This window comes from Microbacterium sp. M1A1_1b (assembly GCF_053345565.1).
The window spans coordinates 1-22,136 of sequence record NZ_JBKFAJ010000003.1; the positions used below are offsets into that span (position 1 = coordinate 1).

General features: G+C 71.6%; 20 protein-coding genes. 10 read left to right on the top strand and 10 right to left on the bottom strand.

Annotation, left to right across the window (positions count from 1 at the left end):
- Positions 1–178: 178 nt before the first annotated feature.
- Both ACLBWP_RS08595 and ACLBWP_RS08600 read right to left on the bottom strand, forming a co-directional pair.
- Positions 179–775 (bottom strand): DnaJ family domain-containing protein, encoded by a 597-nt coding sequence (locus ACLBWP_RS08595; protein ID WP_447654853.1) that lies wholly within the window; start codon positions 773–775, stop codon positions 179–181.
- 64 nt (positions 776–839) lie between these two features.
- Positions 840–2,669 (bottom strand): glycoside hydrolase family 15 protein, encoded by a 1,830-nt coding sequence (locus ACLBWP_RS08600; RefSeq protein ID WP_447654854.1) that lies wholly within the window; start codon positions 2,667–2,669, stop codon positions 840–842.
- A 502-nt stretch (positions 2,670–3,171) separates the two neighbouring features.
- Here ACLBWP_RS08600 and ACLBWP_RS08605 point away from each other — a divergent pair.
- The 3 genes from ACLBWP_RS08605 to ACLBWP_RS08615 all read left to right on the top strand — a co-directional run bounded on the left by ACLBWP_RS08605 (position 3,172) and on the right by ACLBWP_RS08615 (position 5,947).
- Positions 3,172–4,338: an RtcB family protein gene (locus ACLBWP_RS08605; RefSeq protein ID WP_243562141.1), complete on the top strand. Its 1,167-nt coding sequence runs from the start codon at positions 3,172–3,174 to the stop codon at positions 4,336–4,338.
- 10 nt (positions 4,339–4,348) lie between these two features.
- Positions 4,349–4,984: a DUF6226 family protein gene (locus tag ACLBWP_RS08610; RefSeq protein ID WP_447654855.1), complete on the top strand. Its 636-nt coding sequence runs from the start codon at positions 4,349–4,351 to the stop codon at positions 4,982–4,984.
- Positions 4,985–5,089: 105 nt separating this feature from the next.
- Positions 5,090–5,947: a DUF1206 domain-containing protein gene (locus ACLBWP_RS08615; protein ID WP_447654856.1), complete on the top strand. Its 858-nt coding sequence runs from the start codon at positions 5,090–5,092 to the stop codon at positions 5,945–5,947.
- Between the two features lie 123 nt (positions 5,948–6,070).
- On the opposite strand, the gene ACLBWP_RS08620 is transcribed toward ACLBWP_RS08615, so the two are convergent.
- The 3 genes from ACLBWP_RS08620 to ACLBWP_RS08630 form a co-directional block, all read right to left on the bottom strand.
- On the bottom strand, positions 6,071–6,796 hold the full coding sequence (locus ACLBWP_RS08620) for a hypothetical protein (RefSeq protein ID WP_447654857.1): 726 nt from the start codon (positions 6,794–6,796) through the stop codon (positions 6,071–6,073).
- 101 nt (positions 6,797–6,897) lie between these two features.
- On the bottom strand, positions 6,898–7,194 hold the full coding sequence (locus ACLBWP_RS08625) for a hypothetical protein (protein WP_447654858.1): 297 nt from the start codon (positions 7,192–7,194) through the stop codon (positions 6,898–6,900).
- Positions 7,195–7,260: 66 nt separating this feature from the next.
- Entirely contained in the window at positions 7,261–8,982 is a 1,722-nt protein-coding gene (locus ACLBWP_RS08630; RefSeq protein ID WP_447654859.1) for an alkaline phosphatase family protein, read from the bottom strand.
- A 176-nt stretch (positions 8,983–9,158) separates the two neighbouring features.
- Here ACLBWP_RS08630 and ACLBWP_RS08635 point away from each other — a divergent pair, with 176 nt between their 5' ends.
- On the top strand, positions 9,159–10,253 hold the full coding sequence (locus ACLBWP_RS08635; protein ID WP_447654860.1) for an alpha/beta fold hydrolase: 1,095 nt from the start codon (positions 9,159–9,161) through the stop codon (positions 10,251–10,253).
- A gap of 85 nt (positions 10,254–10,338) precedes the next feature.
- Here ACLBWP_RS08635 and ACLBWP_RS08640 read toward each other — a convergent pair whose 3' ends face one another.
- The 4 genes from ACLBWP_RS08640 to ACLBWP_RS08655 form a co-directional block, all read right to left on the bottom strand.
- Entirely contained in the window at positions 10,339–11,532 is a 1,194-nt protein-coding gene (locus ACLBWP_RS08640) for an NAD(P)/FAD-dependent oxidoreductase (protein ID WP_447654861.1), read from the bottom strand.
- Between the two features lie 16 nt (positions 11,533–11,548).
- Positions 11,549–12,055 (bottom strand): Dps family protein, encoded by a 507-nt coding sequence (locus tag ACLBWP_RS08645; RefSeq protein WP_243562149.1) that lies wholly within the window; start codon positions 12,053–12,055, stop codon positions 11,549–11,551.
- Positions 12,056–12,151: 96 nt separating this feature from the next.
- On the bottom strand, positions 12,152–12,664 hold the full coding sequence (locus ACLBWP_RS08650; RefSeq protein WP_243562150.1) for a MarR family winged helix-turn-helix transcriptional regulator: 513 nt from the start codon (positions 12,662–12,664) through the stop codon (positions 12,152–12,154).
- Positions 12,665–12,825: 161 nt separating this feature from the next.
- Positions 12,826–13,383 (bottom strand): NADPH-dependent FMN reductase, encoded by a 558-nt coding sequence (locus tag ACLBWP_RS08655; protein WP_447654862.1) that lies wholly within the window; start codon positions 13,381–13,383, stop codon positions 12,826–12,828.
- Positions 13,384–13,421: 38 nt separating this feature from the next.
- On the opposite strand from ACLBWP_RS08655, the gene ACLBWP_RS08660 reads away from it, so the two are divergent.
- The 5 genes from ACLBWP_RS08660 to ACLBWP_RS08680 all read left to right on the top strand — a co-directional run bounded on the left by ACLBWP_RS08660 (position 13,422) and on the right by ACLBWP_RS08680 (position 19,749).
- A complete protein-coding gene (locus ACLBWP_RS08660) occupies positions 13,422–15,158 on the top strand; it encodes a glycoside hydrolase family 13 protein (protein WP_447654863.1) in 1,737 nt (578 codons plus the stop codon).
- Between the two features lie 196 nt (positions 15,159–15,354).
- Positions 15,355–17,241, top strand: coding sequence for a hypothetical protein (locus ACLBWP_RS08665; protein WP_243562153.1), 1,887 nt, complete (start codon positions 15,355–15,357; stop codon positions 17,239–17,241).
- A 144-nt stretch (positions 17,242–17,385) separates the two neighbouring features.
- On the top strand, positions 17,386–18,045 hold the full coding sequence (locus ACLBWP_RS08670; RefSeq protein ID WP_447654864.1) for a DUF308 domain-containing protein: 660 nt from the start codon (positions 17,386–17,388) through the stop codon (positions 18,043–18,045).
- On the top strand, positions 18,042–18,305 hold the full coding sequence (locus tag ACLBWP_RS08675) for a hypothetical protein (RefSeq protein ID WP_243562155.1): 264 nt from the start codon (positions 18,042–18,044) through the stop codon (positions 18,303–18,305). The genes ACLBWP_RS08670 and ACLBWP_RS08675 overlap by 4 nt, the downstream gene beginning before the upstream one ends.
- Before the next feature lie 31 nt (positions 18,306–18,336).
- Complete coding sequence (locus ACLBWP_RS08680; protein WP_447655130.1) at positions 18,337–19,749, top strand: DHA2 family efflux MFS transporter permease subunit; 1,413 nt, start codon at positions 18,337–18,339, stop codon at positions 19,747–19,749.
- Positions 19,750–19,904: 155 nt separating this feature from the next.
- Here ACLBWP_RS08680 and ACLBWP_RS08685 read toward each other — a convergent pair whose 3' ends face one another.
- Positions 19,905–20,813 (bottom strand): LysR family transcriptional regulator, encoded by a 909-nt coding sequence (locus ACLBWP_RS08685; protein WP_447654865.1) that lies wholly within the window; start codon positions 20,811–20,813, stop codon positions 19,905–19,907.
- Between the two features lie 49 nt (positions 20,814–20,862).
- Here ACLBWP_RS08685 and ACLBWP_RS08690 point away from each other — a divergent pair, with 49 nt between their 5' ends.
- Positions 20,863–22,134: an MFS transporter gene (locus ACLBWP_RS08690; RefSeq protein WP_447654866.1), complete on the top strand. Its 1,272-nt coding sequence runs from the start codon at positions 20,863–20,865 to the stop codon at positions 22,132–22,134.
- The last annotated feature ends 2 nt before the right edge of the window (positions 22,135–22,136 follow it).

Sequence of the window (22,136 nt, forward strand, 5' to 3'; positions counted from 1 at the left end):
GCCGCGAAGCTGCTCAACAGCACCTTCAAGACCGACGCCGTCAAGGGCGGCCTGCTCGTCGGCACCGCCACCATCACCGCACAGATCAAGTAACACCCCGCACACCAGAACGGCCGGTCCCCACCACCCCGGGGACCGGCCGTTCTCGCGTGTCGGTGGCACTCCGGCCCGATGCGGGTCAGCCGCGTCGGCGCCACCACCGGCGTGGCTGTTCCGCCTGCCGTGCGTCGTCCGCGGCTCGCGCTGCGGCGGCGAGTCGCTCCTCGCGCCGCGTGGACCAGGCGGCGACCTCGGCGTCGACGTCGCGCATCGGGGTCACGACCGGCGGGCCACCGAGCAGCTGCCGCCGGGCCTCGCGCACGCGCGCGTTGAAGTCCACCAGCACGTCACGGACGTCGCCCTCGTGCGACAGGGCATCGAGTGCGTCGTCCAGGCCCGCGTCCTCGGTCCGCAGCGCGAAGGCGGGCGGAGCGATGCCGCGGATGTCCTCGCGTTCGATCTTCGAGCGGATCCACCAGTCCGGATCGTGGTGCCCGTCGTTCCCCGGCAGGGGCTTGCCGTGGTACGGGTTGCCCTCGAACACCCCGCGCCGCTCCGCTTCCTCGATCTGCGCCCGGGCATGTGCGGCGACGTCGGCGGCCTTGAGCAGCCGTCGTTCCTCGCGCACCTCGTCCGGGTCGAGCGAGCCCCGCTGGACCTCGCTGTCCACGAGCTGCTGGTAGCGGTACCGCGCGGCCCGTCGCAGGCGGTCCATGCGTGCGTCGACGTCGTTCATGGTCAGTCCATGATGCCTCGCAGCGACGGGATCGTCACCCAGGACGACGATCTGGACTCCGCGGTCAGTGCTCGGCCGAGATCTCCTCGATCGTCAGCGCCGCCTGGATCAGTGCCAGGTGCGACAGCCCCTGCGGGATGTTGCCCATGAACTCGCCGTCCACCGCGCTGAGCATCTCGCTGAACAGTCCGACGTCGTTCGCCTGGTCGACCATCTCGTCCATCAGGGCGGTCGCGTCGTCGACCCGACCCACGCAGGCCATCGCCGCGGCCAGCCAGAACGAGCAGGCGACGAAGGGGGACTCCTCGTCCGCCATCCCGGTGTAGCGGTACACCAGGGGTCCGTGCTGCAGCTGGTCCTCGATCGCGCGGATCGTCGACTGCATGCGGGGTCCGCGGTCGAACGCCGACATCGCGTGCAGCAGGATCGAGGTGTCGAGCGCCTCCGAGCCGGGGTACATGACGTAGTACCCGAGGTCCTCGTCCCATCCGTGCTCGGACACCCACGATTCGATGAGCGAACGGTTCTCGGTCCACTTGTCGCGCGGGCCGTCGATCATGCCGGCGTCGTGCAGCTCGATCGCGGCATCCAGGGCCTGCCAGCACCCGATCTTGCTCGACACGTAGTGCTGCGTCTCCTGCAGCTCCCACATGCCCGAGTCGGCTTCTTCCCAGCGGTGGCACGCGTCGTCCGCCAGTTCCTGCAGGACCTTCGCGGTGGCACGGTCGAGCACGTTGCCGGCGCGGACGTACTGCCGCATGATCTCGAAGACGTCACCCCAGACGCCGAGCTGCAGCTGGTCGCCCGCACGGTTGCCGACGGTCACCGGCCCGATGCCGTTCCAGCCGGGCACGTCCCGCTCCTCGACCTGGTCGGTCTTCGACCCGTCGAGCCGGTAGAAGATCGGCATGGTCTCGTCGTGCTCGCCGATCGTGCGCATCATCCAGGACACGGCGGCATGGGTCTCCTCGCGCAGACCGAAGCGGGTCAGCGCGTGCACCGTGTACGACAGGTCGCGCACCCAGGCGAAGCGGTAGTCCCAGTTCTTCCCGCCGGTGCGGTCCTCGGGCAGGCTGGTCGTCGGCGCGGCAGCGATGGCGCCGGTCGGCGAGAAGATGAGCAGCTTCAGCGCCAGAGCGCTCCGCTGCACGGCCTCGGCCCACGGCCCGTCGTACGAGAACTCCTTCGACCACGTCGCCCAGTTCTCGATCGTGCGGTCGACCGCGTCGAGGGTGCTCTCGGGGTCGGGCATGAAGATCGGCTCGTCCTTCGTGCCGACGATCGTCAGGATCGCCTTCGCCCCCGCGGTGGCGGTGAACCGCCCGGAGAACTGGGGACCGTCGTCGTGGACCGGCTCGAACCCGTGCTCGACGATGGCGATCGTGACGCCGTCGATGCCGATCACCGCACCGTTCGCCGTGTCGAGCCGCGTCGGTTCGGCGGTGTTCAGCAGGGTGCCCGGCACGACCGCCCACTCCATGTCGACGGACCCCTCGACGCCCTGCACACATCGGCCGATCTCGGCCCACGGCAGTCGTCCGGCGACGCCCGTGACCATGGCGTCGGTGACGGTGGCACTGCCGGACGCGGTCGTCCACGTCGTGACGAGCACGTTCGTACCGGGGAGGTACTCGCGCGTCATCGTCGCGGTGCCGTCCACGGGCCGGAGCGCGACGTGGCCGCCGTGCTCGGCGTCGACGATGCTGGCGAACACCGGGGGTGAGTCCATCGACGGGATGGGCAGCCAGTCGATCCGGCCGTCACGGGCAATCAGCGCGACGGTGCGGCCGTCACCGATGGCGCCGTAGGAGCGCAGGGGGACGTAGCCGTCGACGCGCTCCCGGGTGACGGGGCTGTCGGAGGTCTCCGTGGAGTCGCGCGAACGTGCAGGCATGCGTCCATGCTGCCCGGAGCCCCCGACGGTGACCACATGTCGCCCGTACCCCGCCTGGCGGACCCGCACCGGGCCTCCCGGCCGTGGTCCGCACCACGCCGGAAGCGGGTTGTGCATCCCGGGCGTGTCGCGCTAGTCTCGCTCTCCTGCCCGCCCCGGGCAGACCGTCCGCCACGCGGCGGAACGACCGGAAGGACCGCGCATGCGCCCCGTGCAGCACCGCGAACAGCAGGACGAGCGCTGGCTCGACCTGCTCCTCGTGCTGCCCGAACAGCGCAACGAGCAGTCCACCGGGTATCCCGCGTAGGCACGACCGTCACCAGACGCCCCGTGCCCACCCGGCCCGGGGCATCGCCCGCCGCCCTCCACGCGTCCACGACGCGCATCGTCCGACCCGGACGTCGCGTCCACAGGACACGCGTCCGCACCGGACAGGAGGCCCGGCGAACGTCCGCCTCGGACCGTCACCACTCGCAATGACGAAACGAGACGAGAAGAAGCAATGCAGAAGATCACCGGCCGGCTGCTGTCCTGGGCATCACTGCTCGAGGAGAACACGGAGCAGCAGGCCCGCACCACGGCGGCGATGCCGTTCGTGTTCCCGCACCTGGCACTCATGCCCGACGCCCACCTGGGCCTCGGCGCGACCGTGGGCTCGGTCATCCCGACGCTCGGCGCCGTGATGCCCGCGGCCGTGGGCGTCGACATCGGCTGCGGGATGATCGCCGTGCGCTCCCAGTTCACGGCGGCCGAGCTGCCCGCAGACCTGCGGCCGCTCCGCGAGCAGATCGAGCGCGCGATCCCACTGTCCGCCGGCGCGACGAACCGCAAGATCGTCGCGACCGCCGCACCGCGGATCGCCGAGCTCGAGACGATGGCCGAGGCCGCGGGCTTCGACCCCGCCGGGGCACTCGGCGGCTGGCGCAACCAGCTGGGGACCCTGGGGTCCGGCAACCACTTCATCGAGGTCAGCCTCGACGAGGAGGACCGGGTCTGGCTGTTCCTGCACTCCGGGTCGCGGGGCGTCGGCAACAAGATCGCCCAGCGGCACATCAAGGTCGCCAAGGCCGCGATGGAGCGCTGGTGGATCACGCTGCCGGACCCCGACCTGGCCTACCTGGTCGAGGGCACCCCGGAGTTCGACCGCTACATCGCCGAGCTGCGGTGGGCGCAGCACTTCGCGCTGCTCAACCGTGAGGAGATGATGGACCGGGTCGTCCGGCAGCTGTCCGAGGTGATGGGAACCGCGGTCGACGAGCAGGAGCGGATCAACTGCCACCACAACTTCACGCAGCGCGAGACGCACTGGGGCAAGTCCGTGTGGGTCTCCCGCAAGGGTGCGATCCAGGCGCGCGAGGGGCAGCTCGGGCTGATCCCCGGGTCCATGGGCACCGCGTCGTACGTCGTCGAGGGACGGGGCAACAAGCCGTCACTCGAGTCCTCGCCGCACGGTGCCGGACGGATGTACTCGCGGTCGGCAGCCCGTCGGACGTTCACACACGACGAGCTCCGGGCCGCCATGGTCGGGATCGAGTACCGCGACACCGACGCGTTCCTCGACGAGATCCCGGCGGCGTACAAGCCGATCGACCAGGTGATGGCCGACGCCGAGGACCTGGTGACCATCCGCCACACGCTGCGCCAGGTCGTCAACGTGAAGGGCGACTGAGGTGGCCCGCGTGACCCTGGCCGACGTGCGACGTGTCGTCGACCAGGAGTGGGCCGTCCGCCCGGAGTCCAGGATCGCGTGGCCCGACCCGCATCCGGATCGTGCTCCGCTGACCGAGGAGTACTCGCAGGTGACGGACCCCGAGCGTTACCGGGTCGTCGGTGCCCGGGCCGCGACGTGGGCTTCGGCCCTCGTCCGGCTCGGGCTCGCGCGGTCCGAGCCGCTCGCGGTGCCGCCCGACGTGGTCGGTGTCGGAGTCGAGCGTGTCCGGTTGGTCCCCACGGTGCCCGTGGCGCTGCCGCTGGAGATCACGACCCGGTCACTCGAGGACGTACCGGGCACGGTCGTCGACCTGGCCCTCGGTGCGCCGCCGGTCGATGTCGGCCTCGAGCCGGACTGCGGCTGCGATGCCTGTGACACCGGGTCTGCCGACCTGCTCGGTGCCATCGACGACGACATCGTACGGTTGCTGGGAGGGGACCTGATCGTCGTGGTCGGGCCGCGTGGCCGGAAGATCGTCGCGTCGCCCGACGAGTGGTCCGCCGCTGGATGGACGCGCGGTGTCGACGACGCGATCCGTCGCGCTCGCCGGGGCGAGCGGGTCGGCGACCGGACCCTGGTGAGTGCGTCCTGGTGGACCGTCTGACTCCGTGCGAGGCGGACGGGAGGCGCGGTGCGGCCCCGCACCGCGCCTCCCGTCCGCGGATGGTGCGCCGGACACCCGCAGCCGCGTCGGGCAGTGTGGTCTCCCGTGACCGACAGCGCTGAAGCCACTGCCCGCGAGACCGGACGACAGGTGCGCCGCGCTGCCGACAGCCGCTGGTTCGAGGTGACCGCGCGGGCCGGCTTCGTCGGCAGCGGTGTCGTGCACCTGCTCATCGGGTACCTGGTCGTCCTGCTCGGCATCGGGAGCACCGCGGGCAACAGCGGCGCGCAGGGCTCGCAGTCCGGCGAGACCGACCAGTCCGGTGCGCTGGCCCAGCTGGCCGCGGTGCCGGGCGGGGTCGTCCTGCTGTGGCTCGTCGCGATCGGCACCGCCGCGCTGACGATCCGGCTGGTCGTCGAGGCCGTCGTCGGTGGCCGGACGGACACCGCGCGTTCCTGGCTCAACCGGGCGAAGAACGCCGGCAAGGCCGTCGTCTACGGCCTGATCGCGTCCTCGTCGGCGTCGTTCGCGCTCGGTGCCGGCACGAGCTCGTCGGGTTCCACGCGGGGAGCCGCCGCGAAGGCGATCGCGACACCCGGCGGGGTGTTCCTGGTGCTGGCTGCCGGCGCGGTCGCGATCGCGATCGGCGTCGGGCTGGTCGTCATCGGCGTCCGTCGCTCGTACCGGAAGCAGCTCGTGACGCCGCCGAAGTCGGTCGAGCGGCCGCTGACGGTCCTGGCGGTGACGGGCTACGTGGCGAAGGGGATCGCCGTGACGATCGTGGGCGTGCTCGTCGCGGTCGCGGGGTTCCGGAGCGATCCGCAGCAGGCATCGGGGCTCGACGCGGCGTTCGACGCGGTGAATGCGGTGCCCGGTGGCGGTGTGCTGCTCGTGGTGATCGGGATCGGGTTCCTGGCCTTCGGCGCCTACAGTTTCCTCCGCGCGAAGTACGCCCGCATCTGATACCCGCGACCCGTTGCCATCTGGCACACTGGTGTCAGCTCGCCTCCTGCTGGGGGGAAGAGAAGTCGGAGCCGGTGCATCTGGGGTATACCAGATCCCGGCTCCTGCGCTGTCCCCGGCCTGTCACGGCTCGACGTCGTACGTTTCGATGGCCGCACTGAGTGACGGCGGAACTGGATGACCCTCACTCGCCGCACCGAACGCTCCAAGGACTTGGTCCGGCAGCCACAGCATCGGCTCCGCCGTCGGATCACCGTGCTCGACACGGAGTGAGGCGGGGATGATCCTTCGACCCCGCAACGCCTCGACGACCCGCAGGTCGCGCGCCGCGAGTGCAGTGGCGCGCTGCTCCAGCGTGAGCAGTGCGACGTCCTGACGCGCGGGTTCCCAACCGAGCCGCTCCAGGCAGACGGCCCGAGCGCGCTCCTCGCGGCGTGGATCCATCGGGGCGGCGATCACGATGAGGTGCACCGCGTCGATCTCGGCGACTGCGGCGATGACGCGTTTCCGTTGCCGGTCGTTCAAGTCGTGCCAGTGCAGCTTCCCGCGCGTCGGACGGAGGTCTTCGAGCAGGGCACGGGACGCCTCCACGTCGTTCGAGTCGACGACGGACGCAGCGAGGAGGTACCGCGGCTGTCCGGCTGTGTGGGTACGGACGCTCTCGTCGCCCCATGCGTGCAGCGGCGGGATCATCGGTCCACGTTCGCACGTGCCGGCACCGCGAGCAGAGTCCACGGTATCTCGCGGGATGACCACTCTCCCGGGCTGCTGCTCCTGGTGATCGGGATCGGGTTCCCGGCATTCGGCGCCGACAGTTTCCTCCGCGCGAAGTACGCCCGCATCTGACATCTTGGTCCTGTTCTTGTCCCTCGGGGCCTGAGAAGGAGAAGCCGGTGCTCCCCGTCCTTCGATGGGACCCGGCTTCCGCGCTGTCGGGGGCCACAGCCGGATCACGGGTCGATCTCGACGATCTCGATGCTCGTGCCGGCGGAGCGCATCGGGCTGTCGATGACGATCAGGTGACCGGCATCCAGCCGACGGACCTGATCGATGACCTGTCGTCGATGACGTTCGTTCATGTCGTACCAGTGCAGCTTCCGCGCCCCTGCGCGGAGTCGCCGCATCTGGTCTCGGACCCTGTCGGCCTGGTCGACGTCGATCAACGAGGCGCGGGGGAGGTACGCGGGTGCGTCGAGCCCGTGTGAACGGATGCTCTCGTCACCCCACGCGTGCAGCGGACAGGTCATCCGGCAACGCTGGCAGCGCCGTGGAGCAGCTGTTGCCCGTAACGGCGATCTGTGGAGAACTGCGAGTCAGTCGCGGTCCCCGAACAGGCCCATGCCGTGCCGGGTGAGGACGTCGTAGGCGTCACCGAACGTCTCGGGGACCGGTGCGTCGGGTTCGTACTTCGCCAGCAGCAACCCGAGCAGCCCTTTGCCGGGAGCGCTCAGTGGCCGTCGCCGGTCCCGCTCGTTCGGCGCCGACCGACGGTGCTCGGGATTCCGCGGCACGTAGGGCTTCGCGACGTCGGGCCAGAGTTGGGGCTGCCGCGGGACCGTCCGGTTGAGGACGTCCTGGATGCCGCGGGCGTCGGCGTCGCGGTGGGTCAGGGGTTCCAGACCGTGCTGTTGCGTGAGGGTGCGCACGATCGCGGCGTGGTGCATCGGTTCGTTGATGATCGTGCCCGGTTCGGTGTAGGCCGACACGACGAACGTGGGGACGCGTCCACCGAGCCGGTCGAACGTGAAGTCCATCTCGCCGGGTTGGGCCGATCCGGACGGTGGGACGGCTCCGGGTGGTGGGACATGGTCGTAGATGCCACCGTGCTCGTCGAACGTGACGACGAGGGCGGTGTTCACGGCGTTCGAACCGGTCGTCGAACGCCCGCCACGCACCGCGCCGTAGACCTCGGCGAGGAGCACCTCGGCAGCACGCACGTCCGACGTCGCCGATTCGTAGGCCGCCTGATCGGCGCCGGCACCGGGGCGGCTGACCGGCGGGTGCATGTCGTTGTGATCGAAGACCATCCGCGGCTCGACGAACGCGTAGTCGGGCAACGTACCCGCCGCGGCATCGGCGTGGAACTGCTCCATGCTGCGGAAGTTGCTCTTCCAGTACCGCTCGATCGAGGGCGCGTGCAGGAACCCGGTCAGGGACACCACCTGGTCGGCGTCGAAGTACACGCGCCAGCTCTTGCCGGCCTCTTCGAGCCGGTTGAACAGCGTCGGCACGTCCGACGCGTCGAGCCACTTGCCGGGGCCGTCCTGCAGTCCGTTCGTCACGTAGCCGTGCGAGGTGCTGGCGTGGAAGAACGACCGGTTGCAGAACGTCTGCGAGGGCACGGCGCAGTGCCAGTGGTCGTAGACCGCGAACGACTTGGCCAGGGTGGAGAACACGGGGAGCATCTCGGGCGAGAAGCCGCCCATCACGCGGGAGTACTCCTGCACGGTGGGTTCGCGGCCGCGCTCGATCCGGTAGTTGACGACGTAGTCGTGCACGAAGCCGGACATGGTCGGCGCGCTCGTGTCCGACGGGACGTTGTACGGCGCCGCGTACCCGTTCCGGGTCGGATCGGCGTTCCCTTCCGGGTCCACGGTTCCGTACCACTGCGTGTTGACGTGAGGATAGAACTCGCCGGGGTCCGGATCGGGTTGGCTCATCACCGAGTCGGTCGAGCCCTGGTAGACGTGCGCGGGCACGATGGTGCCGTCGGGCGCGGTGTTGGCGTGCGTGCCGTGCTGCAGTCCCTCGAAGGACTGCCCGTCGCCGAGCTCGTCGTCGGTGTAGAGCCGGCCGAACACGTGGTCGAAGCTGCGGTTCTCGAACATCAGCACGACGACGTGGTCGAACCCGGGCTCCCGCCGTTCGGGCAGCGGGGTGAACCCGTACCGCTCGTCCTGCACCCGCTGGTCGTAGGCGACACCCGCGCCGACGGCGCCCGCACCGACCGCGGCTCCGGCGGCACCGATCCCGGCACGGCGCAGGAACGCACGACGTGAGTGGTGGCGGTCACCTGCGTCCGCGTCTCGGCCCATGGCAGCAGTGTCGTGCACGGACAGTGCGACGGGCAAGCACGTGCTCCGCGCGCGGCTGAGTCACCGCTCACCCGCGGACGGGGGACACCGGCGGTAGTCTGGGCGACCGCCCGGCCCCACGCTGGGCGACCGCCCGGCCCCCGCCGGTCGACCGCCCGACCCCGCAAGGAGACCCCGTGAACGAGCAGACCCCACGGCACGCCGACGCTCTTGACGCGGAGACCGCCGACGTCGTGGTCAAGGTCGACCGGATCCCCGTCGACCACACCAACGTCCGGGTGTCGTCGATCGGCGAGGTCGGGGAGCGGTCGTTCCTGCTCGTGGCCGGGCTCGGCATCGCGTCGACCTACTACGAGCGGCTCGCGCCGAACCTCGAGGAGTTCGGCCCCGTCCGCGCACTCGACCTGCCCGGCTTCGCCGGTGTCCCGAAGTTCGCAGGTCCGGTGTCGATCGAGCGCTACGCCGATGCCGTCGAGACCGTCATCGCCGAGCTCGGGCTGACGAACCCGGTGCTGGTCGGCCACTCGATGGGGACCCAGGTCGTCACCGAGGTCGCTGCCCGGCACCCGGAGTACACCCACGTGGTGCTCATCAGCCCGGTCGTCGACTCGTCCGCCCGCACGATCAGCGAGTCCGCGGTCCGCTTCGCGCGGTCGGCGCTGCACGAGCCCGCGGCCGTTCGGTGGCACGCCGTCACCGCCTATGCGCTGTGCGGCTGGCACTGGTTCCGCAAGGTCTTGCCGAAGATGGTCGCCTTCCCCATCGAAGAGCGCGCCCCGCACGTGCAGGCCAAGGTCCTGATCATCCGCGGTGAGCACGACGCGATGGTGCCGCGCGACTGGGTGCGTCGCCTGGCTCGGGTGTTCCCGTACGCGGTCCTGCGTGAGGTCGTCGACGGCGCGCACTCCGTGATGCACGCGCAGGCCGACGCCGTCGCCCGGCTCGCCGTGGCGCACGTCCGCGACGAGATCCCGGACCGCGGGGTGTCCTCGATGCAGCGGGTCCGTGACGACTCGACGGCATCCGACCTCTCCCGGCTCAGCCCGGGGGACGCGTGGCTGGTCGTCCGCGCACGGTTCACCGAGCTGCTCGGGATGGCGAAGGGTGACGACGAGGTGCTCGAGGCCGGCAAGTCCGCCCACGCCCTCGCGATGGCCGACGACGCCGATGCGCCGGTGCCCGAGTCGGTGCGGCACGAGATCGTGCAGGCCGTCGCACCGGAACTGGACCACACCGACAGCAAGCCCGCGGAGCCGCGCGACCCGGCCTGAGGCGCACCGACAGGAGGCCCGTCACCGGTCCCGGGACCGGTGACGGGCCTCCCGTCGGTTGCGCCCGAGGCGCGTGGCCTGCGGATCAGGCGGTGATGCGACCCGGCAGCATGTCGCGCGTCAGCGAGTTGGCGTCGGCGAGGACCTTGCGGGCCTCGTCGGTCTTGTCCCACACGTTCCACAGCAGCACGCCGCGGACCGTGTCGTCGTCGTCCAGGTAGTAGACGACGCCCGTGACGGTCGGCTCCTGCCAGTCCTCGACGGTGTGCAGCGAGGTGGACACCTGTCCGACGGCCTCGTAGCCCATGTCGAACACGTCCGAGTAGTACATCGGCGTGTGGTCGTAGGTCTCGTCGGCGTCGGCCAGGTTGCGGCCGGCCTGGCGTCCCTGCTGCTGCGCGTTGTCGACGTGCTCGACGCGGCGGGTGCCCAGGATGCGGTCCGGGTACTCGGCGACGTCGCCCGCGGCGAACACGGAGGGGTCGTCGGTCACCAGGGTCGAGGACACGACGATGCCGTCGTCGACCGTCAGCCCGGCGGCGGCGGCGAGCTCGGTGGCGGGCTCGATGCCCAGGCCGGCGACGACGGCGTCGGCCTGGATGACGGAACCGTCGTCGAGCGTCAGCGTCACGCCGGATCCGGTGTCGGTGCCGGTCGTCACGCGTCGGCCGGTGCGCAGTTCGACGCCGTGGTCGACGAAGCGCTGCTGGAACGCCTGGGCCAGGTCCGGCGGGAACGTGCTGCCGCCGACGACCTCGTCCGGGTCGACGAGCGTGACACGGGCACCGTTCTGCACGATGCCCGACGCGATCTCGGTGCCGATGTAGCCGCCGCCGACCACGACCACGTGGGCGCCGGCGTCAGCCAGGGCCCGCAGGCGTCGGTAGTCGTCGGCGCTGCGGTAGCTCAGCACCCGGTCGGACGGCTGCAGGTCGGGCAGGCCGCGTGGGTGGCCACCCGTGGCGATGAGCAGGCGCTCGTAGCCGAAGGCGCCACCGTCCGAGGTGGTCACGGTCTTGCCGTCACGGTCGATCGCGGTGACCACGGTGCCGAGCACGAACTCGGCACCGGTCTCCTCGGTGTGCAGGTCGACCTTCTCGTCCCAGCTGAAGTCCGGGTCGGTCCACAGCTTCTTGGACAGGGCCGGACGGGCGTAGGGACGGTCGGTCTCCTCGCTGATGATCCCGATCGTGCCGGAGTCGTCGAGTTCGCGGATGCCGCGGGCGGCCGCGTCCGCGACCATCCCGCCGCCGACGATGAGGTAGCGGTAGTCGGTCATGTCGTCGCGGCCGCGCCTAGGCGTGGGCCGACGCTTCGGCGGTCGACGGCGAGACGGCGGCGGCGAGCGGTGTGCTCGGGGCGCGGTTCTCGGCGCTGACCATCCACGCGAGCTGCTCGAGGCGCTCGATGAACCCGTGGAGCAGGTCCGCGGTCGTCGGGTCCTCGTCGTCGACCTCGTCGTGCACGTCGCGCATCGTGCCGGTCGCCTGGTACAGGCGGAGCGTGATCTGGTCGATCGCGTCGTGCGTGGTGATCTCGCCCTCGGGGAACTGGTCGAGGTGGCTCTGCGCGGCGACGCTCGAGGAACGCCCGTCCGGCACCAGGTACAGGGCCCGCATGCGCTCGGCGGTGTCGTCGGCGAACTCGCGTGCGGCGTCGACGATCTCGTCGAGCTGCAGGTGCAGGTCGCGGAAGTTCGTGCCCAGGATGTTCCAGTGGGCCTGCTTGCCCTGGACGTGCAGGTCGATGAGGTCCACGAGGACCGCCTGGAGGTTCTTGGCCATCTTGTCCGATGCGTGCATGATGACTCCTTTCGCGTCGGTGACCACTCCGGTCTACGCGCCGCGGCAGGACGCCTTCACAGAGCACGGTGAGGGTTCGTCCCCCGTGGGCGCGTCTCAGTGCGTGGCGGTCTGGTCGACCTGGTCGACGGCCTCGCGCATGTGCTCGAGGAAGAAGGCGACGGTGCGTGCCTGTTCGGCGTCGAGGCCCTCGGCGATGGACATCATCCGGCGGTGCATCACGCCCAGGGTGGCGCGGACCTCGTCGTCGGTCTCGATCGTCGGCGTGATCAGCAGTGCACGGCGGTCGGTCGGGTGGGGCTCACGCCGGACGTGGTTGCTCTTGACGAGTCGGTCGATCAGGATCGTCGTCGACGCGGAGCTGATCTTGAGGTACGCGGCGAGGTCCTTGGGGCTGACCGCGCGGCCCGAGCGCTGCGCCTGCAGCAGGAAGCGGACGGCCAGCAGGTCGGTCTCGCCCATGCCCATCGAGTCGCGGGTGCGGCGTCGCATGGCGGTCTCGGCGGCACGGTAGCGACGGAGCGCGTTCAGCACGGCGACCCCGCGCTGGGTCGCGTCGTCGTCGGGGAACCAGTACCCGGACGCTTCGGTGATCTCCGTCGCGGTCATGGTCGGTAGCGTAACCCGTCTGGTTACCAGGCGCTCTAGCGACCGTCGGAGTTGCGAGCGGACGTCCAGACAGGCGGACGGGAGGCCCGTGGCGGTGTCGCCACGGGCCTCCCGTCCGTCCTGTGGTCGCGTCGCGACCGTCGTGCACCTGCGCGGGTGCGTTACGCGGCGACGCGCTCCGCAGCGGCCGCGGCGATGGCGTCGAGCGTCTGCTGGAGCTGCTCGGTGACCTCGGCGTCCTCGCGCGGGTGCGTCTCGGCGAAGCGGACGACCGACTGCGGGATGGCGACCTTGACGTCCTCGAGCACCGCGGCACCGGCGATGCCGGCGGCCTTGCGGGCGTCGTCGTGTGCCCAGACGCCGCCGTACTGGCCGAACGCCGAACCGATGACGGCGAGCGGCTTGCCGGAGATGGGCGACGAGCCGAACGGACGCGAGGCCCAGTCGAGCGCGTTCTTCAGCACGGCCGGGATCGTGCCGTTGTACTCGGGCGTGATCAGCAGGATGCCGTCGGCGTCCGCGATGGCCTGACGGAACGCGACCGCTGCCTCGGGCGGGGTGTCGCCGTCGATGTCCTCGTTGTAGAAGGGCAGGTCGACGATGCCGTCGTACACGGACAGGTCGATGCCCTCGGGGGCGTGGTCGATCGCGGCTTCGGCGAGCTGGCGGTTGATGGAGCCGGCGCGGAGGCTGCCGACGAGCACGACGACGTTCGTCATGGTGACCCTTTCGTTGCGATGATCCGTTGTCCAACGGAATGGTTACAGCAACAACCAATGCGTTCGCAGTGATCGGCATTCCCGCGCGGTCCGTGAGCGGCGTGTCGACGATCGGTACGCTCGGCGGGGTGACCCTCCGGACGCCCTCCAGCACCCCCAGCACCTCCGACCCGGACTGGTGGCGGCAAGCCGTCGTCTACCAGGTGTACCCGCGCAGCTTCGCCGACTCGAACGCCGACGGGCTCGGCGACATCGTCGGCATCACCAGCCGCGTGCCGTACCTGGCGTCGCTCGGCGTCGATGCGATCTGGCTCTCGCCGTTCTTCCCCTCGCCCCTCGCCGACGGCGGCTACGACGTGGCCGACTACCGCGACGTCGACCCGCGGCTCGGCACGCTCGACGACCTGGACGACCTGCTGCGCACCGCCCACGCGCACGACATCCGGGTGATCGTCGACGTCGTGCCGAACCACACCTCGGACCAGCACGCGTGGTTCCGGGCAGCGCTCGCCGCTGCGCCGGGTTCGCCGGAGCGGGCGCGGTACGTCTTCCGCCAGGGCTCGGGACCGGACGGCTCGCTGCCGCCGAGCGACTGGGTGTCCAACTTCGGTGGGTCGGCCTGGAGCCGCGTGCCGGACGGCGAGTGGTACCTGCACCTGTTCGCCCCCGAGCAGCCCGACCTGGACTGGTCGAACCCCGAGGTCCGCGCCGACTTCGAGCACACCCTGCGGTTCTGGTCGGACCGCGGGGTCGACGGCTTCCGGGTGGACGTCGCGCACGGGCTCGCGAAGGACCTGTCCGTGCCGTACCGCCCGTCGAACGAACACGAGCTGCCGCTCGACGGGTCCGACCCGCTGTACGACCGCGACGAGGTGCACGCGATCTTCGCCACGTGGCGCACCGTGCTCGACGAGTACGACCCGCCCCGGGCCGCGATCGCCGAGGCCTGGGCTCCGGCCCCGCGTCGCGTGCTGTACGCCCGGCCGACCGAGCTGGGGCAGGCGTTCAACTTCGACCTGCTCGAGGCACCGTTCGACCCGGTGGTGTTCCGCCGGTTGATCGAGCAGAACCTGGCGATGGCGGACGAGTCCGGCGCGTCGAGCACCTGGGTGCTGTCGAACCACGACGTCGTCCGGCACGCCTCGCGGTACGGCCTGCCGCAGGGCACCGACACGGACGCGTGGCTGATGACCGACGGCGCCACGCCGCCGCTCGACCGCGCGCTGGGGCTGCGTCGGGCACGCGCCGCGACGATGCTGCTGCTGGCGCTGCCCGGGTCGACCTACGCCTACCAGGGCGAGGAGCTCGGCCTGCACGAGGCCGTGGCGATCCCGCGCCAGGACCTGCAGGACCCGAAGTGGCTGCGCTCGGGACACACCGTCAAGGGTCGCGACGGGTGCCGCGTGCCGATCCCGTGGACGACGTCGGGGCCGTCGTTCGGCTTCGGGGACGTCGCGCCGTTCCTGCCGCAGCCGGTCGACTTCGGGGCGGACTCGGTCGAGGCGCTCGACGGCGACCCGGACTCCACGCTGTCGATGTACCGCGCGGCGCTCGCCGCACGACGACGACTGCAGCAGGGGGAGTCGCTGACGTGGCTGGAGACGCCTCCGTCGGTCGTCGGGTTCGCGCGGCACGACGGCTGGCGGTCGTACACGAACTTCGGCGATGCGCCCGTGCCGATGCCGGCGGGCTCGGTGCTGCTGGCGTCCGGGCCGCTCGGCGACGGTGCGGACGGCGGCGAGCTGCCGGGCGCCACGACGGTCTGGCTGGCGTAGCCCGCTGGCTGGCCTGGCCCGCTGGCTGGCCCGGCCTGGCCCGCTGGCTGGCCTGGCCTGGCCCGCTGGCTGGCCTGGCCTGGCCCGCTGGCTGGCCTGGCCCGCTCGTCCCTCCACATTGCGGCGTCACCGGGATGCCGTCCACAGATGCGTCAGGCCGGGTCGGCACGCGAGCCCTGCTGGCGAGCATCGATGCATGACACCTCCACGGACACCATCCACTCCACGCAGGGCCCGGCGGCGCGTCGCCGCGGCCCTGACGACCATCGCGACACTGTCGGGGCTCGCTGCCGGGGGCGCCCTGGCGGCGCCGACGGCCTCCGCCGCCGACCTGGGCTTCCCGTTCGACGACGACTTCTCGTCCGCTGCCGGCGGCACGCTCAACGGTGCCGCGCGCATCGTCGACGGACGGCTCCGCCTGACGGACGACGTCCGCAGCCAGGCGGGCTCGTGGTCGACCGACGACACGTTCCCGTCCACCGCGGGGCTCGAGATCGAGTTCGACTACGCGATGTACAGCGACGTCGCCAAGACCCGGGCCGACGGACTGTTGCTCTACCTGGCTGACGGCGCGGCAGCGCCCGGTGTCGGTGCACCAGGCGCCGGACTCGGCTACACGTGTGCGAACGCGGCGACGCAGGGGCAGGGGCCGTGCGACGACCCCGGTGTCCCCGGTGGCTTCGCCGCGGTCGCGCTCGACCGCTACGGCAACTTCTCACTCCCGATGAACGGCAGCGGACCCGGAGCGACCCCGGACGCCGTGGTGGTCCGGGGCTCGGGCAACGGCAACGACGGCTACCGCTTCGTCACCAACGCGCCCGCCCCCGGCGGCGTCGGCTCGGACGGCCGCACGCCCCGCAAGGTCCGGGTCACGCTGCTCCCCGGCGCGCAGGGCGAGCTCTTCGTGACCGTCCGACTCCAGGCCGGCGGCGCCCTGCGCACCGTGTTCGACCACGTGCCGCTGCACGGCGCCGGCCAGGTCCCGTTGCCGGACACGCTGCGCCTCGGGTTCGCGGGGGCCACGGGGTCCTTCTCCGAGGTGCACGAGATCGACGACCTGCACGTGCGGCAGCCCACCGACCTGCGCGTCGTCCACGACATGCCACCCGTGATCGCGGGCGAGCACGTCGCGTACACGGTGACGGCGTCGAACGTCGGCATCAACGACTCCGCGCCCAGTCCGTTGACCGTCGACGTGCCGGACGAGCTCCACGACGTCCACTGGACGTGCGAGCCCGCTGCCGCGTGCGCAGACGACTCCGGTACCGGTGACGTCGCGACCGCGCTCGACCTGCCGCGCGGCGCGTCGGCGACGATCCGGATCGAGGGGACGCTCGACCCGGCCGCCACCGGGCAGATCGACAGTCGGGCCGAGATCGCCACCGCCCCGCACCTGGCCGACACCGACGAGTCCGACAACGTCTCCGTCGCCAGCGCACCGGTCTCCGTCGCTGCCCAGCTCGGCACCGACAAGTCCGTCACCCCGTCCACCGGCGTGCACCCGGGCGACGAGCTCGAGTACACGGTCACCGCTGCGAACCACGGGCCCGCCCTCGCCCGCCAGGTGACGGTGGTCGACGACCTGCCGGCTCCGCTGACGTTCGTCGACAGTGACGACGACTGCACCGCCGACGGCCAGCGCGTCACGTGCCGTGCGAGCCAGGACCTCGCCCCCGGGGCCGACGCCGCCTTCCGGTTCCGGACCGTGCTCGACCCGGACTACCGCGGCGACGGTTCGGACGTGGTGAACGTCGCCACAGCCGCCTCGCCGACCGACCCGGACGGCGGCGACCCGTCGCCCGGTGTCGACATCGGTGTCGTCGACCCGCAGGGCCCGGCACCGACGGCGACGCCGACGCCGACGCCGACCCGGCACCCGACGGCGGGACCCACCGGGGGAACGGGCGCAGCGAACCACACCGGTGCTGGGTCGGGTGGCACGGGCGGAGCGCTCGCGTACACCGGGGCCGAGGGCCTGGCCGGACTCGGCGCCGTCGGCGCAGTGCTCGCCGTCGCCGGCCTGTCCACGTGGTGGTGGCTCCGTCGCCGGACGCGCGCGGCGGACGGTGGACCGTCGGACTGAGGCCGCGGGGTGCTCCGGCCCGGGCGCACGGACCGCGGTCCGCTGCGGCCCAGGTCGGAGCATCCTCAGCCCCGGGGGCCTTCGGGCGTCCGTGCACGGAGAGGGCACATGCGCGGCGGCGGTAGGATCGTTCCTACGATCCGCATGCCCGAAAGAGGTCTCGTGTCCGACTCCGTCGCCGACGCACACCAGCGCGCGCGGTACTGGCCGATCCCCGTCCTCCGGGCCGTCCCGGCCGCCGTCATCGCGCTCGTCATCACCTTCTCCTCGAACCACGCCGCCGGCTACGGCCTGCTGTTGTTCGGGGTCTTCGCCGTGGTCGAGGGCGCGGTCCTCGGCATCGGCAGCGCGACCCGACTGCGCGACGACGAGCGCTCCCGCCGCACCGCACTGGCGCAGTCCGTCACCACGGTGGTGTCGGGCATCGTCGCCATCGCGACCAACGGGTTCGGGCTCACGGCCTTCATCGCCGTGGTCGTCGTGTTCGCCGTCCTGACCGGGGCGCTCGAACTCACGCAGGGCCTCCGGTCCCGCGGGCGTTCGCCGTTCGCCCGCGACTGGATGACCATCGGCGGACTCACCCTGCTGCTGGCGATCGCCTTCCTGGTGACACCGCCCGACTACTCGCAGCAGCTCGGCGGCATCGAGAAGGTGCCCGGCACACTCGACGCCTCGGTCGTCCTGGTCGGTCTGCTGGGCGCCTACCTCGCCATCGCGGCGGTCTTCCACGTGATCGCCGGCCTCTCGCACAAGTGGGGGACGGTCGCTCCGGCGGCGTCCCCGGACGGAGCACCACACGCATGACCACCCCCAGCCGTCGTGACCGTCTGCGCCCGGTCGAGCTCCTCGGGATCTCCGCGATCGTCGCGGTGTTCGTCGGGCTCGTCGTGCTGTTCTCCACGCGCGAGGTCACGCTCGCGCTGATCTTCCTCGGCGTCGCGTTCATCGTCGTGGTCGTCGTGCTGGCCATGCTGCAGCTCGCCTCGACGAGCGACCAGGACGACAACGACATGCTCGGCGGCCACAAGACCCCGGGTGAGGGAGACACCGACGGCTTCCACTGACGTCCGCCGCCCGCTGCCGGGCGCCCCGGAACTGCCGAGCAGGTACCGCCACCGGTACCTGATCCTCGCGGTCTGCTGCATGAGCCTGTTCATCGTCTCGATGGACGCCACCGTGGTGAACGTCGCCCTGCCTTCGATCGGCCGCGAGCTGCACAGCACCATCTCCGGCCTGCAGTGGACCATCGACGCCTACACGCTCGTCCTGGCCAGCCTGCTCATGCTGTCCGGGTCCACCGCTGACCGGATCGGCCGTCGCCGGACCTTCCAGATCGGCCTGACGCTGTTCTCGATCGGGTCGCTGCTGTGCTCCGTTGCGCCGAGCGTCGGCTGGCTCGTGGTGTTCCGCATGGTGCAGGCCGTCGGCGGCTCGATGATGAACCCCGTTGCGATGTCCATCATCACGGCGACGTTCGACGACGCGAAGGAACGCGCCAAGGCGGTCGGCGTGTGGGGTGCGGTGGTCGGCGTCTCGATGGGGGTCGGCCCGCTCGTCGGCGGCGCGTTGACCGACACCGTCGGCTGGCGTGCGATCTTCTGGATCAACGTGCCGATCGGCATCGCGGCGATCGTCCTGACGTTCCTGTTCGTCCCCGAGTCCCGCGCGCCGAAGCCCCGGCGCCTCGACCCGCTCGGGCAGGGCATCGTCATCGTCCTGCTGGCCACCCTGGTCGGCGGGCTGATCGAGGGGCCCCGACTCGGGTGGGCCTCGGTCGGCACCCTCGGGCTGTTCGTCGTCGCGGCGGTAGCGCTCGTGTCGCTCGTCATCGTCGAACGGCGGCGGCCGGAACCCCTGATCGACGTCCGCTTCTTCGCCAGCATCCCGTTCTCGTCCGCTGTCGTCACCGCGGTCGTGGCGTTCGGGGCGAACGGTGCGTTCCTGTTCCTCAACGCCCTGTACCTGCAAGAGGTGCGCGGCATGACCCCGTTCCAGGCCGGGCTCTGGACGCTGCCCGCAGCACTGGCGACCATGCTCGTCTCGCCGCTGTCCGGCCGGCTCGTGGCGTCCGTCGGCACGCGGGTGCCGCTCGTGCTCGCCGGCATCGGGATCCTCGGCGCCGGGCTGGTCCTGACGACGATCGACGCGCACACGCCGATGCTCGTGCTGGTGGCCGCGTTCGTGCTGTTCGGCTTCGGGTTCGGCATGGTGAACGCCCCGATCACGAACACCGCGGTGTCGGGCATGCCCCGCGCGCAGGCCGGTTCGGCAGCCGCCGTGGCGTCGACCAGCCGGCAGACCGGGGTGTCGCTCGGGGTGGCGCTGGCCGGCACCGTCACCGGGGCCAGCGCCGTCGCGAGCGTCGGCGTGGACTTCGCGGTGGCCACGCACGCGATGTGGTGGATCGTCGTCGGCATCGGTGCTGCCATCACGGTCGTCGGGTTCGTGTCGTCCTCGGCCGCAGCACGTCGGTCGGTCGAACGGGTGGCACCGCTGCTCGACGCCTGAGCAAGCGCGGGCCCACACGGCCCGCCGCCAGCGGGCCGACGAGCACGCCAGCGGGCCGACGAGCACGCCAGCGGGCCGACGAGCACGCCAGCGGACTGGCGAGCACGCCAGCGGACCGGCGAGCGCGCGCCAGCCGGCAAGCTCCGGCCTCGCCGTCAGCGCCGCGCGGCCACGATGTCGCGCGCCAGGGCCCGGACCGCCCGCGTCGGCTCGACGTCCCCACGCATCGCCAGTCCGACCCGCAGCGGCTCCACGTGGTCCGACAGCTCGATCGCGACCCCGTCGTGCGCCACCCCCGCGTCGGGCACCACCCCCACCCCGAGCCCCGCGGCCGCGAACCGCACCACCGCGGGCATGTCGTTCATCTCCGCGACGATGCGCCGGCGGATCCCGAGCCGCTCGCACGCCTGGTCGAGGATCAGCCGGTTGCCGAAGCCGTGCGCGGTGTCGATGAACGACTCGTCCGCCAGCTCGGCCAAGGACACCGTTGCCCGTGCGGCGAGTGGGTGGTCCGCCGCCAGGAACACCCGGAACGGCATCTCGCGCAGCGGCTCGACGACGATCCCCGACGGCACGACGGGCAACCCCGAGTACGCCAGGTCGAGCCGCCCGGACACCAGGTCCTGCACCAGCCCGGTCGTGCCGGACGGCGAGGTCATCAGCTCGACCGTCACCAGGGGGTAGCGCCCGCGGAAGGCCCGCAGCACCCCGGTCAGGTCGACGACGTCCATGCTCGTGAAGATCCCGAGCCGGACCCGGCCGCGCAGGTCGGCATCGTCCGAGGTCGCCAGGTCGCGCATCCGGTCGAGCGACGCCAGCACGGCGCGTGCGTGCGGCAGCAGGTCCTCGCCCGCGGGGGTCAGGACCAGTTGCCGCCCGGTGCGGTCGAACAGCCGCACGCCGAACGAGCGCTCCAGGCTCGCGAGCCCCGCGGACACGGTCGACTGCGCGGCCCACAGCCGTTCGGCGGCGCGGGTGACGCTGCCCTCGGCGGCGACGGCGACGAACTGTTCGAGCAGACGGGTCTCCATGCCGACATCATCGACCGGATCGATGGTGCGCATCAAGCACATCCGTTGGACTCGATCCGTCGGGTGGAGCGATCATCGGGACATGTCCTCGACCACCGCGACCACAGCCTCCCGTTCCGCCACGACCGGCGACACCGTCGCCGAGGCCCCGCGCGGCCGCCGCGCGCACACGCGGCGTCGCCACGACGTCGGCTTCTGGGCGGTCGCGTTCGCGTTCCTCGCCGTGATGGCGTTCGCCACCGTCCCCGCGCCGCTGTACGTCATCTACCAGGCGCGCGACGGGTTCCCGACGTTCACGACGACGATCGTGTTCGCGGCGTACGGCGTCGGTGTCGTCGGGTCGCTCTGGCTCGCCGGGCACCTGAGCGACGTGCACGGGCGCAGGCCGCTCCTCCTGGTGTCCATCGCCCTCGAGCTCGTCGCCGCGGTGCTGTTCCTGGTGTGGAACGACGTCAGCGGGCTCATCGTCGCTCGCCTGGTCACCGGGCTGGGCATCGGGACGCTCACCGCCACGGCGACCGCGCACCTCGGCGAGCTCCGGGTGCGGGCAACGGGTGACGAGGGGTCCGCGAAGGGTGCGAGCGTCGCCGCGGGCGTCGTGAACCTGGGTGGCCTGTCGCTCGGCGCCCTGGTCGGCGGGGCGCTGGCCGAGTTCGTCGGGCAGCCCCTGCTGGTGCCCTACGCGGTGTTCGTGGTCGCGCTCGTCGTCGCTTTCGTGGTCGTCCTGGTCGCACCGGAGACGGTCGACCGCCCCGAGCAGCGTGTCGCCTACCGCCCGCAGCGCATCCAGGCGCCGGCCGGCAAGTCCGCCGCGTTCTGGGCTGCCGGCACGGGGGCGTTCGCCGCGCTGGCCGTGCAAGGGCTGTTCACCTCGGTCGCGCCGACGTTCCTCGGCACCACCTTCCACGTCACCGACCGCCTGGCCGCCGGCGCGACGACGTTCGGGGTCTTCGCCGCGAGTGCCCTGTCGCAGGTCGTCTTCGCCTGGCTCGCGCAACGCACGCAGATCCGCCTCGGCATGGTGCTGCTGGTCGGTGGCCTGGCCGGCCTGGCCGTCTCTGCGGTCGTGCTGCAGGTCGCGGGCTTCATCGGCGGCGGTGTCGTCGCCGGCGCCGGTGTCGGGCTGCTGTTCCGCGCGAGCATCGGCAGCGCGGGTGCCCTCGCCGAGCCCGACCAGCGCGGCGGCGTGCTCGCCGCGGTGTTCCTCATCGCGTACGCCGGCCTGACGGTGCCGGTGGTGGCCGTCGGGGCGGCGCTCCTGGTGCTCCCGACGCTCCCGGTCCTGATCGGGTACGTGGTGCTCGTCTCGGTGCTGGCCGTCGTCGCCGGGACCCGACTGGCCGCACGCGCCTGACG

Coding starts and splice junctions, on each gene's coding strand:
- ACLBWP_RS08595 (WP_447654853.1), bottom strand. CDS start 775: ATGAACGACGTCGACGCACGCATGGACCGCCTGCGACGGGCCGCGCGG.
- ACLBWP_RS08600 (WP_447654854.1), bottom strand. CDS start 2,669: ATGCCTGCACGTTCGCGCGACTCCACGGAGACCTCCGACAGCCCCGTC.
- ACLBWP_RS08605 (WP_243562141.1), top strand. CDS start 3,172: ATGCAGAAGATCACCGGCCGGCTGCTGTCCTGGGCATCACTGCTCGAG.
- ACLBWP_RS08620 (WP_447654857.1), bottom strand. CDS start 6,796: ATGTCAGATGCGGGCGTACTTCGCGCGGAGGAAACTGTCGGCGCCGAA.
- ACLBWP_RS08625 (WP_447654858.1), bottom strand. CDS start 7,194: ATGACCTGTCCGCTGCACGCGTGGGGTGACGAGAGCATCCGTTCACAC.
- ACLBWP_RS08630 (WP_447654859.1), bottom strand. CDS start 8,982: ATGGGCCGAGACGCGGACGCAGGTGACCGCCACCACTCACGTCGTGCG.
- ACLBWP_RS08640 (WP_447654861.1), bottom strand. CDS start 11,532: ATGACCGACTACCGCTACCTCATCGTCGGCGGCGGGATGGTCGCGGAC.
- ACLBWP_RS08645 (WP_243562149.1), bottom strand. CDS start 12,055: ATGCACGCATCGGACAAGATGGCCAAGAACCTCCAGGCGGTCCTCGTG.
- ACLBWP_RS08650 (WP_243562150.1), bottom strand. CDS start 12,664: ATGACCGCGACGGAGATCACCGAAGCGTCCGGGTACTGGTTCCCCGAC.
- ACLBWP_RS08655 (WP_447654862.1), bottom strand. CDS start 13,383: ATGACGAACGTCGTCGTGCTCGTCGGCAGCCTCCGCGCCGGCTCCATC.
- ACLBWP_RS08660 (WP_447654863.1), top strand. CDS start 13,422: ATGGTTACAGCAACAACCAATGCGTTCGCAGTGATCGGCATTCCCGCG.
- ACLBWP_RS08665 (WP_243562153.1), top strand. CDS start 15,355: ATGACACCTCCACGGACACCATCCACTCCACGCAGGGCCCGGCGGCGC.
- ACLBWP_RS08670 (WP_447654864.1), top strand. CDS start 17,386: ATGCCCGAAAGAGGTCTCGTGTCCGACTCCGTCGCCGACGCACACCAG.
- ACLBWP_RS08675 (WP_243562155.1), top strand. CDS start 18,042: ATGACCACCCCCAGCCGTCGTGACCGTCTGCGCCCGGTCGAGCTCCTC.
- ACLBWP_RS08685 (WP_447654865.1), bottom strand. CDS start 20,813: ATGCGCACCATCGATCCGGTCGATGATGTCGGCATGGAGACCCGTCTG.
- ACLBWP_RS08690 (WP_447654866.1), top strand. CDS start 20,863: ATGTCCTCGACCACCGCGACCACAGCCTCCCGTTCCGCCACGACCGGC.